Source organism: Formicincola oecophyllae, assembly GCF_006542395.2.
Taxonomy (GTDB): Bacteria; Pseudomonadota; Alphaproteobacteria; order Acetobacterales; family Acetobacteraceae; genus Formicincola; species Formicincola oecophyllae.
Genome location: NZ_CP038231.1, coordinates 42,241 through 56,797 on the forward strand (window position 1 = coordinate 42,241; position 14,557 = coordinate 56,797).

Consider the following 14,557-nt stretch of genomic DNA (forward strand, 5'->3'; position numbering starts at 1 on the left):
CCTGGTTCAGGAAGCCTTCAGGAGGCTTTGACGCGGGCCTTGGTGGTTTCAGGCACTTTTTTCAACACCAGGCTGGCATTGGTGCCACCAAAGCCAAAGCTGTTGGAAAGGGCGACATCCACAGCGCGCTTCTGGGCTTTGTGGGGAACGCGGTCGATGATGGAGTCGCGTTCGGGGTCGTCAAGGTTGAGGGTAGGCGGAACCACGCCATCACGCATGGAGAGAAGGCAGAAGATCGCCTCCACCGCGCCAGCGGCGCCCAGCAGGTGCCCAATGGCCGATTTAGTGGAAGACATGGCGACATGCCCCCCTTCCTCGCCCAGCAGGCGCTCCATGGCGCCCAGCTCCAGTTCATCAGCCATGGTGGAGGTGCCATGAGCATTGACGTAGTCAATCTCCCCCGGCTTGACCCCAGCGTCATTGAGGGCAGACGTCATAGCCCTAAAGGCGCCTTCATGATTGGGGGCCGGCGCAGTGATGTGGTAGGCGTCACCAGAGAGGCCATAACCAGCGACTTCACCATAAATGTGGGCGCCACGCGCTTTGGCGTGCTCGTATTCCTCCAGCACCACAACGCCTGCACCTTCGCCCATCACGAAGCCGTCACGGGCTTTGTCCCAAGGGCGGGAGGCTTTCTCAGGTGTTTCGTTGTGGCTGGTGGAAAGGGCGCGCGCTGAGCAGAAACCAGCGATGCCCAGTTCGCAGATGGCGGCTTCAGCGCCACCAGCGACCATCACGTCAGCATCGCCGTGCTGAATGAGGCGGGAGGCATCGCCAATGGCGTGCACGCCTGTGGCGCACGCCGTCACAGCGGCATGGTTGGGCCCCTTGAAGCCATATTTGATGGAAAGGTGGCCAGAAGCCAAGTTGATGAGCGCTGAAGGGATGAAGAAGGGCGAAAGGCGTCGCGCCTTGCCAGCAGCCACCATGAGGGAAGCCTCATAGATGCTTTGCAGGCCGCCAATGCCAGAGCCAATCATGACCCCTGTGCGGCAGCGGTCCTCCTCCCCCTCTGGCTTCCAGCCTGAATCCTCCACCGCCTGGATGGCAGCGACAAGCCCCAAATGGATGAAGCGATCCATCTTGCGGATGTCCTTGGCAGGCAGCCAGTCCGTCAGCGTCAGGCCGCCTTCTTCAGTGGGGCCTTCAGGCACTTGTCCCGCCACCTGCGCTGGCAGGTTGGAGGCGTCAAAATGGGTGATGCGCCCTATGCCAGACTGCCCGTCAAGGAGGCGCTCCCAGGTCAGCTCCGCATTGGCGGCCAGGGGGCTGACCACACCAATGCCTGTGACGACAACGCGTTTCCTCGGATTGGTGGCCGGGGGGGTAGGGGCCGGGCTCATCGTCACATCCTTTCACAGCATGCTTGGGGCATCTGGCCAGGGCCATCCAGCCTGGCCCCCTGGCGCCCGAAGGCAGATGGGGCAACTGGCTGGGCCATGGCTGGGCGCCTAGCTCACGTACGCTTCAAGGCGCCTTCAAAATAGCGTGGGGCCGCAAGCACCAGCCAGCAGCCCCTGAGGTGGTTCAAAGCCTGCGCTCAGGCCTTGTAGTTCTTGATATAGTCAATGGCGTCCTGGACAGTGCCAATCTTCTCAGCAGCGTCTTCAGGGATCTCAACGGAAAAAGCTTCCTCGAAAGCCATAACCAGCTCAACGGTGTCGAGGCTGTCAGCGCCAAGGTCATCGATGAAGGAAGCTTCCGGTGTCACTTTGGAATCCTCAACACCGAGGTGCTCAACGACAATCTTTTTCACCTTGTCAGCAATTTCGTCGCTCATCAGTCCTCTATGTCCTTTCCGTCCGTCCGAAGACGCATGATTATCCATGCCAGGTTAGCTGTGCCCATCCAAAGGCGGGGCACGGTGGTACATGATTGCCAGCCCCTGCGGGCATGGCGGCAAACACAGCGCCGCTTAGCATGGTTTGCGCCAGGCGGCCAAGCTGTTTTGCGCCCCGGCTGCGCCCACCCAGCCCTTGCCAGCCAGCCTAGGCACCCCGCTAGCTGCGCTGAGGGGGTTGGCTGGCTGCTCTCCAGGCAGCTTTGGCCCTTAGCGGGCGTTCTGTCAAATCAGGCTGCTGGGGCCCTGGTTCTCCACCACAATACAATCATACGATCACAGCATCGCCATGCCGCCATTGACGTGCAGCGTGGTGCCCGTGACCCAGCCTGCCTCATCTGAAGCCAGGTAGAGGACAGCTGCTGCGATGTCGTCAACCTGGCCCATGCGCCCCAGAGGAATGCTGCCAAGCAGCTTGGCGCGAACGCTTTCAGGCAGGACCTCGGTCATGGCGGTCTGGATGAAGCCAGGCGCCACCACATTGACTGTCACGCCGCGCGGGGCTGCCTCCTGCGCCATGCTTTTGCTCATCCCCACGAGGCCCGCCTTGGCTGCAGCGTAGTTGGCCTGGCCGCCATTGCCCGTACTGCCCACGATGGAGGCGATGGAGATAATGCGCCCAGAGCGGCGGCGCAACATGCCTTTAAGCGCTGCACGCGCCAAACGGAAGGGACTTTCAAGGTCCACCTTGATGACATCCGCCCAATCGCTGTCCTTCATGCGCATGGCCAGACCATCACGGGTGAGGCCAGCATTGTTGACCAGGATGTCCAATGGGCGGCCTGAAGCTTTCTCAGCCTCCCCCACCAGGGCGTCTGCTTGGGCTGGGTCGGCCAGGTCGGCTGGCACACACCAGGCCTGGCCAGGGCGGGCAGCGTCCAGTTCCGCCTGGAGGCTGGCGAGCGCCTCAGCCCGGCGCCCGCTCAGCACCACGGCTGCTCCTTGGCGGTGCAGGGCGCGGGCAATGGCAGCGCCGATGCCGCCTGTAGCACCCGTGACCAGGGCCGTGCGGCCTTCCAGGCTGAAGAAGGGCTTGGCAGCAGGTGTTGGCGTGGTGGTTGGTGTCGTCATGGCATGTTCCTGGTGTGAAGGGTGTGACGTGAACAGGGTTGAGGGTATTTCAGGCCTGGGGCTTGGGCGGCCAAGTGAAGTCAGGTGAGGGTTTTCAGCATGGCTTCGATTTCAGCAGGGGTGCCTGCGCGGTCTGCCGCCATGCTGGGGGCGATGCGCCGCACCAGGCCTGAAAGCACCTTGCCCGCCCCCACCTCATGGTGGTGGGTGACGCCGGCTTTGGCCATGGCCTCCACGCTTTCGCGCCAGCGCACCTGCCCCGTGACCTGCCGCACAAGCAGGGGGCGCAGCTTGGCCGCCTGGCGCTCCGGACTGGCTGTGACGTTGGCGATAACGGGTGCCTGGGCATCCTGAAGCTTGGCGCTTTCGAGGGCCTTGGCCATCTCCTCAGCGGCTGGCGCCATGAGGGGGGAGTGGAACGGGGCGGAGACTGGCAGCTTCACGGCGCGCTTGACGCCCTTTTCCCCAGCCAGCGCCACGGCCCTGTCCACAGCTTCCATATGGCCTGAAATCACGATTTGGCCACCGCCATTGTCATTGGCAACAACCAGGCATGATGTGCAGCCATCTGGTTGCTTGGCGGCCTCGCTGCAGATTTCCGCTGCCAGTTCAGGGGTGACGCCCAGCAAGGCAGCCATGCCCCCCTGGCCTGCAGGGACGGCGCGCTGCATGGCTTCGCCGCGCAGGCGCAGCAGGCGGGCACCTATGGCCACGTCCATCACGCCAGAGGCGGCCAGGGCAGCGTACTCTCCCAAGGAATGGCCCGCCATGAAGGCTGCCTTCTGGTGCAAGTGGAAGCCCCCCTCCCCTTCCAAAGCTGCCACAGCGGCCATGGAAACGGCGAACAAGGCAGGCTGGGCGTTGCGCGTAGCTGTCAGCTCAGCCGCATCGCCTGAAAACATCAGTTTGGATAGGGATTGGCCCAGCGCTTCATCCACCGCCCCGAACACGTCGCGGGCAGCTGGGAAGGCATCGTGCAGCTCCTTGCCCATGCCGATGAACTGGCTGCCTTGGCCTGGGAAAACAAAGGCATGGTGGTGGGATGTGGTCATGAAAGTCTCCTTGCAGGCACCCAAACGCTTTGGGCGTGGTGAGGGGGTGGCTGGGCGCTTCCGGCGTCACAGTCCACAACGTTCAAGGCTTTAGCGCCCAATCAGGTGGCCACGCTGAAGGGCCTCAGCCATGTCGTCTGGGTCTTTGTCCTCCAGCCCCACAGTGCGGTCGAAAACGCTCATCGCCCTGTTGTCGAGGCGCAATTCGCCCAGTTCAGCCAGCAGGTCTGGGTTGAGGGTGGCGCGCAGCCCCGGGCGGGCCAGAAGGACGCCCTGCCCCACTGGCAAATCCAAGCCTGGGCGCGCTGGCAGAGTGCGCAGCCCTGGGGCGCGTTCACCCTCAGGGACATCAGGTGATGACGGTTCGAAAGCAGCATTGGGCTCCCACGCCAGCACCAGGGGGCGGATGTCGGCGCCCTGCTGGTTTGCCCGCGCCCAGCCAGCTATTTGGGCTGCCAGGTCGGGGCTGGCGACTTCCTCTACGGGCAGGGGGGCCAGGTCAGGGGCCTTGTTCACCAGCGCTGGCAGAAGCGAACGCGTGCGTTCCGTCACCACCAAACGGTTGAAATCGCCGCCGCGCCACTGTTCTGGGGTGGCTGGGAAGGTGCCAGGAAGGGTGGCGAAGCTGACTTGGGGGGGAAAGAGGGTGCCCAGCACATCGCCCGCTGCCGCGAGGTCGGCTTCCTCAGGCACCAGGCAGGAGACGAGCAGGTCCACCTCCCCAGCTTCCAGCGCAGGCAGGCGCCCCTCCAAGGGGAGGTCAGCGAAGTCCACACCCATCCCGTTGGCCTCAAGCGCGCGGGCCACAACGCAGGCGAGGGCGGCGTCCATAGGCGTGCTGAGATAGCCAAGGGACAGGGAAGGGGATGAATCAGCCATGGGGGAATTCCTGCTGGGTGAAAGGGAGAGGTGGTGTGAACGCAAAGGCCGCCGTTGGCCCCAACGCTAGGGTGCTTACCTTAAAGGTGCTTGCCCTAGGGGGCTTACCATATCTGTACGCGCCCATCAGGGGCCAGCCACAGCTTCTGGCCTGGCTGGACGCTGAAGACGTCATACCAATCGCCAATATTGTGCACAGGCATGTTAACGCGCGCCACAGCTGGCGCGTGCTCATTGGAGAGCACCTGGGCCTTCAGGGCCTCTGGCGTCTGCTTCTCCCGCCAGACCTGCGCCCAGCCCAGGAACACCCGCTGCCGCCCCGTGAAGCCGTGGGCCTTGGCGTCTGCCTGGGGGCCCTCCTGGTCCTTCCAGGCCTGCAGCGCCAGGTTGAGGCCGCCCAGGTCAGCGATGTTCTCCCCCATCGTCATGCTGCCATTGACGTGCAGGCCAGGCAGCACCTCCACAGCGTCATATTGCTGCCCAAGGCGCTTGGCCAAGGCTTCAAACGCTTTGGCGCTGGCGGGGCTCCACCAGTCGCGCAAGCGGCCGTGCTCATCATAATGGCGCCCCTGGTCGTCAAAGCCGTGGCTCATCTCATGACCGATGACGCCGCCAATGCCGCCATAATTCACCGCCCCGTCCCCCTTAGGGTCATAGAAGGGAGGTTGGAGGATGGCCGCTGGGAAGACGATCTCGTTCATGGTGGGGTCGTTGTAGGCATTGACGGTCTGGGGCGTCATGAACCATTCGCTGCGGTCCACGGGCTTGTCCAAGCGGTCCAACTCATGGTGCCAGTTGAAGGCGGCGGCCCGGCTGGCGTTGCCGTAGGAATCGCCCGTTACGACCTCAAGCGCGCTGTAATCGCGCCATTTGTCGGGGTAGCCCACCTGGATGGCGAAGCGGTCAAGCTTGCGCAGGGCGCGTTCGCGCGTGGGGGCGTCCATCCAGCTGTTGCCCTCCAGCCGCTTCCTGAAGGCGGCCTTGACGCGTTCAGCCAGCTTGGTGATGTCGGCCTTGGCGCTGGGGGGGAAGTAATGCTGCACGTAAAGCTTGCCCAGCGCCATGCCCATGGCGTTGTTGGTGGCGCTCACCCCGCGCTTCCAGCGCGCTGGCTGCTGCTTGATGCCAGCCAAGGTGTGGCCGTTGAAGTTGAAGGCCGCTTTGGAGAACGCGTCTGAAAGGTAAGGGGCAGCGTTGTTGCCCAACTGGTAAGCCAGCCAAGCCTGCAAAACAGGCAGGGGTGTGGCCTGCAGAACAGCGGCCATGGCTTTGATGGCCTCTGGTTGGCGCACATCCACAACGCGCCCCCCAAGCCCCTTGGCGGGAACGCCTGCAGCCAACAGGAAGGCCTTCCAGTCGAAGTCAGGGGCTGCTTTGCACAGTTCATCTACCGTCATGGGGTTAAAGTTGGCTGTGGCGTCACGCGTTTTCTCACGCGGGCGCTGCACAGCGGAGAGCTTGCTTTCCAGCGCCATGATGGCCTCAGCGTAGCGTTCTGGTTCAGGCCAGCCTTCCAGTGCCAGCATATGGGCGATGTAGCCCTGCCAAGCTTTGCGGACAGGCGCCATGGCAGGGTCTGTGTAATAGCGCTGGTCTGGCAGGCTGAGGCCGCCGCCCACGCCAATGCTCATGCCCTGGTCAATCATCAGCATGTAGCGTTCTGGGTCGCGCTGATCCTGTTCCACCCCCAGGGCGAAGGTGCTGAAGCCCATCCCCTGGGAAGCCTTCCCCATAGCCTGGGCCAGTTCAGGCTGCGTCCTGATAGCGCGGATGGACGCTAGGTCAGCGGCCAGGGGGGTGGCACCAAGGGCGTTGGCACGCGCACTGTCCATGAAGGTGCTGTAATAGCGCGCAAGCTTGGCATCTGTGCTGCTTGCTGCACTGGTGCTTGGCGTTGCCGCTTTGGTCAGGTCATCCAGCAGTGTGCGCTGGCGCGCCAGGCTTTCCTGGTAAAGCGCCCTGAAGGGGCCGTAGCTGCTCATGTCAGCGGGGATCTGCAGGTTTTTCAGGTAAGTGCCGTCAGCATAGGTGAAGAAGTCATCACCAGGTGCCACAGCCCTGTCCATGCCGGCTGTGTCAAAACCCCAGTTCGCGGGTTGGGTGGTGTTGGCTGTCATGGCGGCGTCCTGGTGCTGGGGGGCTTGGGCCACGCTTGGCGTGGCGAGGGCTGGCGCCAGGGACAGGCCCAGCGCGGTCAGCGCCATTCTGGCCATGGCCCTGTGGGCACGGAAAACGGGCGCTGGCCTGGTTGCGGCACACATGGCGGGGTTCCCTTCAAAACAAATATAGGGCTGGCAAAGGCGCGCCTGGCCCCAGGGGCGCTTCGGGCTGGGGCAGAGCGCAAGGGGGGCCACGCTTGGCCAGGGGCGCCCTGTTCAGCTAAGCCATCCTACAACACGCTTGGCCTTGATGCATCCCAGTGTCCCAGCACCCAGCCTGCGACTGGCGCGCTCACTTGGGGCAACAGCCCAGTAGCCCTTGCGATAGGCCATAACGACCAGCCTGAAACGACCAAACCAAAACGAACAGACCACAACGGAAACACCGCCTTGACTAACACACCAGCCCACACAGCCAACCCTTCCCCCAGGCCAGAGCCAGCGCGTATCTACACCCGCACCCCCCAGCAGCAAGCCAGTGATGGCCTGCGCCATGATTGGACCCGGGCGGAGGCCGAAGCCATCCTGGCACTGCCCCTGCCAGAGCTCATCATGCAGGCCCAGCAGGCCCACAGGCGCTTCTTCGACCCAACGGAAGTGCAGATCTCCACCCTGCTTTCCATCAAGTCAGGCGGCTGCCCTGAGGACTGCGCTTACTGCCCCCAAAGCGCCCAGCTGGAACACCGCATGACCTCAGAACGCCTGATGCCGCTTGAGAAGGTGCTGGCTGAGGCCATCAAGGCCAAGGAAGGCGGTGCGCAGCGCTTCTGTATGGGGGCGGCCTGGCGTGCGCCCAAGGACCGCGACCTGGACCCGGTTTGCGAAATGGTGACAGCCATTGCCGACATGGGGCTGGAGACCTGCCTGACCATCGGCATGTTGACCCCAGCCCAGGCGGCGCGCCTGAAGGAGGCTGGGCTGGACTACTACAACCACAATTTGGACACGTCAGAGGAGTTTTACGGCCAAATCATCACCACGCGCACCTACCAGCAGCGCCTGGATACGCTGGCAGCCGTGCGTGACGCTGACATTAAAATCTGCTGCGGCGGCATCATCGGCATGGGGGAGGGGGCAGCGGACCGCGCCGCCATGCTGGTGACGTTGGCCAACCTGCCTGTCCACCCTGAAAGCGTGCCCATTAACCTTCTGGTCAAGGTGGCGGGTACCCCCTTGGCGGATGCTGAAGGCACCGACCCCATCACCTTTGCGCGCGTCATCGCCACAGCGCGTATCATGATGCCAGCAAGCCACGTGCGCTTAGCCGCAGGGCGGGAGGCCATGTCTGATTCAGACCATGCGCTGTGCTTCCTGGCAGGCGCCAACTCCATTTTCTGGGGCGACAAGCTGCTGACCACACCCAACCCTGCCCAAAATAGGGACCGCGCCCTGCTTGAGCGACTTGGTATGCACCCAGCCCCTGGTCTGGCCCATCTTTCCAACCACACCACAGTGACAGCCTGAAGTCCGGACACAGTCGCCCTAAACGGCGACTACCTGAAGCGGCGCGCCCAAACGGCACGCCCCTAGGGCTGGCGTTCAGGAAGGAGCGCGGGTGCCGTTCAAAACGCTATTAGCGGCCTGTTCTGCCGTGGCGCTGGCCGCCGCCTGGGCGCGGAGCTGGCTTGCCAGGCCCAGCTGGGCAGGCTGGCTGCGCTGGGCCGCAGTGGCTTCTACCAAAAGCGCCCTGCGCATGGAGCGGAAATCCCCCCCCTGCCTGTAAGCCGCCACAGCCTGTCCCGCCGCCTGGAGGGCCTGGGCGGGCTGGCCGTTCATCAAGGCCATATCTGCCTGGAGTTCCGCTAAAAGGCCAGGTGCAGCCAAAGCGCCATCACGCGACAGGCTTTCCAGGCTGGCAGCCAGCAAGGCGCGGTCGCCAAGGCCATTGGCGGCCAGCCCTTCAAAAGCCACAGCCATTTGCTGGGTGGCGCGCTCCCCCTCCTGCAAAGTGGTACTGGTCGTGGCGGCTTGGGCCGCAGTGGCCTCCCCCGCTGCAGCGCGCGCCTGCTCCAGCGCGCTTTGCCAGTTTTGCTGGCGCAGCGCCACAGCCGCCCCGATGAGCCGCAAACGCCCCATGAAACGCCAATTGCGCAATTTCAGAGCCGTGGTAGCCATGGCCAGTGTTTGGCGCACAGCAGGGAGGTCATCACTGGCCAGCTGGGCCGTGGCCAGATTAACCGCCGCCGCGTAAAGCAGGGGGGCATTGTCAGCCACGATGGCGCGGTTGTAGGCCTCCTGGTACTTCAGGACAGCTTGGGCAGCATGGCCGATGTCAAAAACAGTTGTGCCGGCACTCATGTCAGCGTTGTAGACGCTGTCCACTGGCTGCTGGGGGCTGCCGCCGCAACCAGGCAGCGCTGCTACCACACTCAACGCCAGGGCCGCGCCCAACCCTTTGAAAACCCCAGGCCAGCTGCGCCTGCCGGCATGATGGGTGGGTTGGCGCTGTGGCATCACGGCAAGCCCCTTCATGGCTGGACGGCCCTGGCAGGCAGCATGGCGCTATTGTTAGCGTTGGCGCCGCTGCCGCCAAGCAGCCACAGCGATTTCAGCTGGTTGGCCAGTTCACGCAGGCTTTCAGCCATGGCCTGGGCCTCAATCATCACGTCAGGCATCTGAGCTGTGGCGATGCGGGCGTTCTTGAGGGTGGCGTTCAAAGCGGGGCCCGCCTTCGTCACGGATTTATCAGCTGAAGCCAGAATGGCGTGGAGCTGGGCCTCAATGGGCTGCATCCTGTTGACGGTGTTGGTCAGGGAACTGATGAGGGCGTTGGCGCGGTTGATGGTCTCATTGGAGTTCAGCAGCGCGCCAGCCGTGCCCCGGCCTTCGTGGAGGTCGGTAAGGATGCCCCTGATCTCCAGCGTGATGGCCTGGGCGTTGGCCATGGTCGGCACAAGCTGGGCATGCAAATCCCCCAGCATTTTGATGAGCATGTCGGCGGGGTTGGGGGCGGCCTTGGCCATCAGAACGGCATAGCCCCAGTCCAGCGGCAGGCCACGGCCACGGGTGATGTCGATGAAGCTGGCGCCCGTCACGATGAGGGTGCGCCTGATGGTGGCCGTGCTGTCCTGGCGGATGAACTGTTCAAACTGCGGTTCAATGGTGCCGATGGCGTAAAGGCGCCCCTCTGGGTTGAGGTTGAGCTGCCTGATCTCACCAGCGTGCACGCCCATGACGTCAATGTCGTTGCCGACAGCCAAGCCATCCACACCGTTCTGGGGCAGGACGAAGTGGATCTCCCCCACAGGCGTCAGCCACTGCCTGAGGAAGCCCGCCTCCACAACAGCAACGCCAAGGACGATGACAGCCCCAATAACGAGGAACCCCACCCACTCATCAGCAAAGCGGTTACTGAACAGCGACTGGACATTGGCGTTGGCCCTAGATGTTTCCCCTGCCATGGCGCTTTACCTCCGCACTGAAACCAGGCCGCCGTCAGAAAGCCTGAACTGCTGCATACCGGGCTGGATGTAATCCTGCCAGACCTCCCGCCCCGATGAAATCCACACCACAGCGCAGCCCCTGTCGCGCGCAGCCGTCAGCTGCATAATGAAAGCGTCATAGAAATCATCCATAGGTTGGACGGGCTCCTCCAGCAAAAGCAGCGATGGACCGTTGAGGAAGGCCCGCACAAGGGCCGCGCGCTGTCTGTCCACCGCTGACATGCGCGTGGGGTAGACGGTGGGCAGGCCAGGCAACCCAAAATCGATGCAGAGGCGCACAGCGGCGTCAACCAGTTCCTGCAAAGGGGTGTAAGTGTGGTAAAGCCCTGGCCAGAGGATGTTCATCTGCATGGGGCTGAAATCCACCCAACCCTTGTTAAGCGTCAACCGCCCTATGCAGCCGCGCAACGCGTCCGTGCGCACAGCGTCCAGGTCCTTCCAGGCCAGGCCCAGGCAGCGAATAGTGCCAGAGCCCACAGGAACCTGGCCTGCGCAGAAATCAGTGAAAAACGTGCTCTGGACAGGGTCGCGGCATTCGATAAGGGCGCATTCGCCTGGTGCCAACGTCAGGTTGTAAGGCACAGGCAGCACGCCGCGTTCCACTTGGGGGCAGGCGTCCACCAGCTCCAGCGCGGGCCCCAGCAAGGGCCCGTCCTGCAGCAGGGCGCTCTGCACGCTTTGCCCAGCGCTGGACACCCCGGCCTTGCTTGCGGTGGCGCGCAGTTTCTTGAGGGGGCTGAAAATCTTCATGGCACTGCCTTCCCAACCAAGGGGTGCCCAGCAAGATGGTGGTTGCCCATTTAAGTCGCCCCCTGGATCAGGCCAAGGCTGATGTCAATCAACACGTTGATGAGCAGGACAGACAGGATGCCGCGCGAAAACCCCCTTGGCAGAAGCAGGGAGAGGGTGTCGCTTGTGGTGACGTCCAGCCCGGAGAGGCAGCTGCTCAACCCCACAATGAAGCCGCTGAACAGGAACTTCAACGGGATGCCCAGATAGTCCAGCGGCTGGACGCTTTCAGCCACCTGGAACATGAACGACCAGATGGGCATAGTCACAATGCCTTTGAACCAGCAGTAGATGTAGCCCATCCCCAGCGCCATGCCGCAGAAAATGGTTCCGAGGGTAAAGCAGCTCAGCGTCATGGCGCCTGTGCGCGGCACCACGAAGCTGGTGAAGGGGTCCACCCCCATGCCGCTCATCACGCGCAGCTTGCCAGTGGTGCTCAGCGTGCCCATCTGCGCCACCGTCAACATGCCTGAGCGGCCCAGCATGATCACCGCCACCAGGAGGGGCGCGACCTCACGCACCAGGATGCGCGCCAGGATGGAGCCCGTCATCTTGGCCATACCAGCGAAGCCCAGCCAGAAAATGGCCTGCGCCACCACACCAAGCCCCACGATCGCCCCCACCACGATAACGCTGAGGAGCCCGCCGCCCGTGACCTGGCGCAGCGCTTTCCAGAACTCAAACCGGACAGAGCGCCGCCACGTCAAAGGTTGGGACCCAAGGTAGATCACCCCCCATCCACCCCCAGCCAGCAGGAAAGCGAAGCGCAGCTGCACCCGCACCACATGGCCCAGCAGCGCCACACCATGGAGGAAACGCCCCCACAGGTGGCGCCCTTCCGCGCACAGCCCATGCCGGAGGCGCCGCCAAGCGTAGGTGAGCCACACACGCCATGAATGGTGGTGGCTGTGGTGCCCCCCAGGGGGCGTTGGGGGAGGGTTGGTTGGCATGGTCACAGCGTCACAGCTTTCCTGCCAGGATGTAGCTGCACGTCACGCCATCGCCAGGCAGGTAGAAATCACCACGCGGCCTGAACAGGAAATAGGCCCGCAGCCCCCAGTAAGCCTGCTGCGAAACCTGGATCTGGCCGCCGTCTGGGGCGGTGGTGCACATCAAGGTGGCGTTGGTCAGGGCCTCCCCCCACACATTGAAAACGGGCGGGTCGCCCAGGCTGGCGGCCAGGACGGGGCCAATGTCAATGCCCATGCGGAACATCAAGGGCGATGTTGTGGCGGCCAACATGGTAATGCACGTTTCGCGGATGGCCACGGCGGCCTCAGCCAGGCGCAGCAGGGCGGCCTCATCAGGTTGGGGGGTGCAGCCACCCACCAGGATGACCTTCTTGCCGCTAACCTGGATAGAGAACAGCCCGGTCTTGTCGGCCACCTCCTGGATTTGGGCGGCCAGTTCCTCAACAAGCTTCAGGCGCGTCTTCACCGCTTGCTCATCGAGGGTGAAAGCCTCCTCAAACTCCAGCACCAGGATGGGCACGGCGGGGTAGAGGCCATCTGGCACCCCTCCCTCCGCCGTGGCCTTCTGCCCAGCAGGGGTCAGGAGGAAGGCTGGCAGGTTGCGCATCCGGCCTTGGGGGGGGTTGTTAGCCAGCACCTCCTGCAAGGGAGCCACATGGGCTGGCTGGCTGTTCTTGAGCTGCGAGAAGCGTATGGCCACGATGGAAGCGATCAGCACCATGGTGCGGTCGGCCGCGTCTGGATCTTGGGCGTTCTCAATCATGATGACGCCAAGTGGCTGGTGCATTTCAATCACGGGCAAGTAAATCAGCGAACGCGTGCCGGCGGGGCGCATGACCAAGCGCCACAAAGCCTGGTAGGAGGGACTGTCAGCAGCATCCCCCACATCCACCACCTGGAAGGTGGAGAGGTTCTCAAACAATTGCGGGCAGACAGACCGGGTAATTTCCAGGCCCGTGCCGTGGACGTCACCATCCGTGTCGAACACGTCCTCACACAGCAGGCGCTCGCCATCAGGCAGCAGGCGCCATATGCCAGCCCGCCTGGCGCCTGCGCGCTGGGCCAGGACCTCCGTCAGGATGGGGACTTCGTGCTCTGGGTCGAGCAGCCCTGGCGTGTTGGCGATGCGCAGCACAAGGGAATTGTCGATCTCGTTGTTGAACTGGTCGGCGGCCAGCGTTTTGTGAAGGCGGCTGATGCGCCGCCCCTGGAACAAAAGGCCGCACGCCAGGAACACTGCCAGGGAGACCACGATGAGCGACAAATAGACCGTCTGCCGCCCGATGACGCGCGCAAAGCTTGCGAAGTCGCTCTCAGGCGCATTCAGCAGCAGCACCCAGGAACGTTTGGCCAAGGGCAGGTCAGCGGCCATAGTGACGTAGTTCTGCCCGCGCGCGCGCACAATGCCGGCCCCATCGCCCAGCACCCTGAACAGGTTCAGCGCCCGCACGAACACAGGCTGCGTCTCAGGGTTGAGGTGGACATCAGCCGCGTTGAAGCCGGGCTTGCCCAGGTCAACCATGTTATGGCCGGCAATCACCCTGCCGTTGAGGTCGACAATCACCGCCTGGCCCGTTGTGGCCACATGCAAATGGTTGATGAAGTCCGACAATTGGTTGAGCGATATGTTGATGGCGAAGACGATCTGCCTGCCATTGAGCGTGCGCCCGGCGATGGCCGCCGTCACCACAAACTGCGTGCTGCCGTGGGGCTGATAGGGGTCTGTCCAGAAAATGCGATTGGCGCCTGGGTAATTCTCATGGCGCACGGCCCCGATGAACCATGGTTCCTTGGCCGGGTTAAAATCACCAGCGGGGATGGTTTTCTGGCCGATTTGCCGTCCTTCGGCGTCCACCAGGTCATCAAGGTAGTAGCGCTTGCCCTGGATGGAGACGATGGCCGACTGCAAATAGTCGTTGCCTGCACGCTCTACCCGCAGGAAATCACCTTGCTGGTTGGCCAGGTAGAGGCTGTCCACCTGGCTTGAGTTGTGCAGGACGCTGCGCCCCAGCAGCATGAAGGTGTCCACGTTCTGGATGGGGTTTTCCCTGTCGAGCATGTCATGGGCGATGATGCCGCTGGTGACGGCAGGGGCGATGTAGTTGCTGACTTCCTGCGTGATATAGCGCTGTTGGCTGTGAAGCAGGTCATGGGAGAGGGTGATGGCGCTCTGGCGGATGGTGCTGTAGCTGTAATAGCTCACCATGGCGATGACCGAGGTCACCAGCAGGACACTGGCGATGGGCACAATCAGGCCAATGAGCTGCCGCCGCCTAATGGCGGGGTCGATCATCGGGTTGACGATTTCGTCTATCGGCACGAAAGCGCTCCTCTGCTGCGGGCATGCCGCCCT

12 protein-coding genes are annotated in these 14,557 nt (G+C 63.3%); 1 reads left to right on the forward strand and 11 read right to left on the reverse strand.

Annotation, left to right across the window (positions count from 1 at the left end; genetic code table 11):
• Positions 1 to 17: 17 nt before the first annotated feature.
• The 6 genes from fabF to E3E12_RS00210 all read right to left on the reverse strand — a co-directional run bounded on the left by fabF (position 18) and on the right by E3E12_RS00210 (position 7,103).
• Positions 18 to 1,343: a beta-ketoacyl-ACP synthase II gene (gene fabF, locus E3E12_RS00185; protein ID WP_141442525.1), complete on the reverse strand. Its 1,326-nt coding sequence runs from the start codon at positions 1,341 to 1,343 to the stop codon at positions 18 to 20.
• 197 nt (positions 1,344 to 1,540) lie between these two features.
• Positions 1,541 to 1,780 (reverse strand): acyl carrier protein, encoded by a 240-nt coding sequence (locus E3E12_RS00190; RefSeq protein ID WP_141442526.1) that lies wholly within the window; start codon positions 1,778 to 1,780, stop codon positions 1,541 to 1,543.
• 336 nt (positions 1,781 to 2,116) lie between these two features.
• The gene (fabG, locus tag E3E12_RS00195) at positions 2,117 to 2,911 is read right to left on the reverse strand and encodes a 3-oxoacyl-[acyl-carrier-protein] reductase (RefSeq protein ID WP_141442527.1); all 795 of its coding nucleotides are present in this window, start codon (positions 2,909 to 2,911) and stop codon (positions 2,117 to 2,119) included.
• A gap of 80 nt (positions 2,912 to 2,991) precedes the next feature.
• Complete coding sequence (gene fabD / locus E3E12_RS00200) at positions 2,992 to 3,963, reverse strand: ACP S-malonyltransferase (RefSeq protein WP_141442528.1); 972 nt, start codon at positions 3,961 to 3,963, stop codon at positions 2,992 to 2,994.
• Between the two features lie 90 nt (positions 3,964 to 4,053).
• Complete coding sequence (locus E3E12_RS00205) at positions 4,054 to 4,842, reverse strand: type 2 periplasmic-binding domain-containing protein (RefSeq protein ID WP_141442529.1); 789 nt, start codon at positions 4,840 to 4,842, stop codon at positions 4,054 to 4,056.
• Between the two features lie 104 nt (positions 4,843 to 4,946).
• Positions 4,947 to 7,103 carry a M13 family metallopeptidase gene (locus E3E12_RS00210; protein WP_141442530.1) on the reverse strand — a complete coding sequence of 719 codons (2,157 nt, stop codon included), beginning with the start codon at positions 7,101 to 7,103 and terminating at the stop codon, positions 4,947 to 4,949.
• Positions 7,104 to 7,448: 345 nt separating this feature from the next.
• Here E3E12_RS00210 and bioB point away from each other — a divergent pair, with 345 nt between their 5' ends.
• Complete coding sequence (gene bioB / locus E3E12_RS00215; protein WP_240810638.1) at positions 7,449 to 8,465, forward strand: biotin synthase BioB; 1,017 nt, start codon at positions 7,449 to 7,451, stop codon at positions 8,463 to 8,465.
• Between the two features lie 75 nt (positions 8,466 to 8,540).
• On the opposite strand, the gene E3E12_RS00220 is transcribed toward bioB, so the two are convergent.
• Genes E3E12_RS00220 through E3E12_RS00240 form a run of 5 tightly spaced genes read right to left on the reverse strand, consistent with a single transcriptional unit; the run spans position 8,541 to position 14,524 of the window.
• Positions 8,541 to 9,473, reverse strand: a complete 933-nt coding sequence (locus tag E3E12_RS00220) for a hypothetical protein (protein ID WP_141442531.1) — start codon at positions 9,471 to 9,473, stop codon at positions 8,541 to 8,543.
• Positions 9,470 to 10,402, reverse strand: coding sequence for an MlaD family protein (locus tag E3E12_RS00225; RefSeq protein ID WP_141442532.1), 933 nt, complete (start codon positions 10,400 to 10,402; stop codon positions 9,470 to 9,472). Before E3E12_RS00225 ends, E3E12_RS00220 begins: the two co-directional genes overlap by 4 nt.
• Before the next feature lie 6 nt (positions 10,403 to 10,408).
• Entirely contained in the window at positions 10,409 to 11,194 is a 786-nt protein-coding gene (locus tag E3E12_RS00230) for an ABC transporter ATP-binding protein (protein WP_240810509.1), read from the reverse strand.
• Between the two features lie 50 nt (positions 11,195 to 11,244).
• Positions 11,245 to 12,183, reverse strand: coding sequence for an MlaE family ABC transporter permease (locus E3E12_RS00235; RefSeq protein ID WP_141442533.1), 939 nt, complete (start codon positions 12,181 to 12,183; stop codon positions 11,245 to 11,247).
• Between the two features lie 10 nt (positions 12,184 to 12,193).
• Entirely contained in the window at positions 12,194 to 14,524 is a 2,331-nt protein-coding gene (locus E3E12_RS00240) for an adenylate/guanylate cyclase domain-containing protein (RefSeq protein ID WP_141442534.1), read from the reverse strand.
• Positions 14,525 to 14,557 lie beyond the last annotated feature (33 nt).

Bases quoted from the DNA above. Each gene is read 5' to 3' on its own strand.
- fabF (WP_141442525.1), bottom strand. From the start codon at position 1,343: ATGAGCCCGGCCCCTACCCCCCCGGCCACCAATCCGAGGAAACGCGTT.
- E3E12_RS00190 (WP_141442526.1), bottom strand. From the start codon at position 1,780: ATGAGCGACGAAATTGCTGACAAGGTGAAAAAGATTGTCGTTGAGCAC.
- fabG (WP_141442527.1), bottom strand. From the start codon at position 2,911: ATGACGACACCAACCACCACGCCAACACCTGCTGCCAAGCCCTTCTTC.
- fabD (WP_141442528.1), bottom strand. From the start codon at position 3,963: ATGACCACATCCCACCACCATGCCTTTGTTTTCCCAGGCCAAGGCAGC.
- E3E12_RS00205 (WP_141442529.1), bottom strand. From the start codon at position 4,842: ATGGCTGATTCATCCCCTTCCCTGTCCCTTGGCTATCTCAGCACGCCT.
- E3E12_RS00210 (WP_141442530.1), bottom strand. From the start codon at position 7,103: ATGTGTGCCGCAACCAGGCCAGCGCCCGTTTTCCGTGCCCACAGGGCC.
- E3E12_RS00220 (WP_141442531.1), bottom strand. From the start codon at position 9,473: ATGAAGGGGCTTGCCGTGATGCCACAGCGCCAACCCACCCATCATGCC.
- E3E12_RS00225 (WP_141442532.1), bottom strand. From the start codon at position 10,402: ATGGCAGGGGAAACATCTAGGGCCAACGCCAATGTCCAGTCGCTGTTC.
- E3E12_RS00230 (WP_240810509.1), bottom strand. From the start codon at position 11,194: ATGAAGATTTTCAGCCCCCTCAAGAAACTGCGCGCCACCGCAAGCAAG.
- E3E12_RS00235 (WP_141442533.1), bottom strand. From the start codon at position 12,183: ATGCCAACCAACCCTCCCCCAACGCCCCCTGGGGGGCACCACAGCCAC.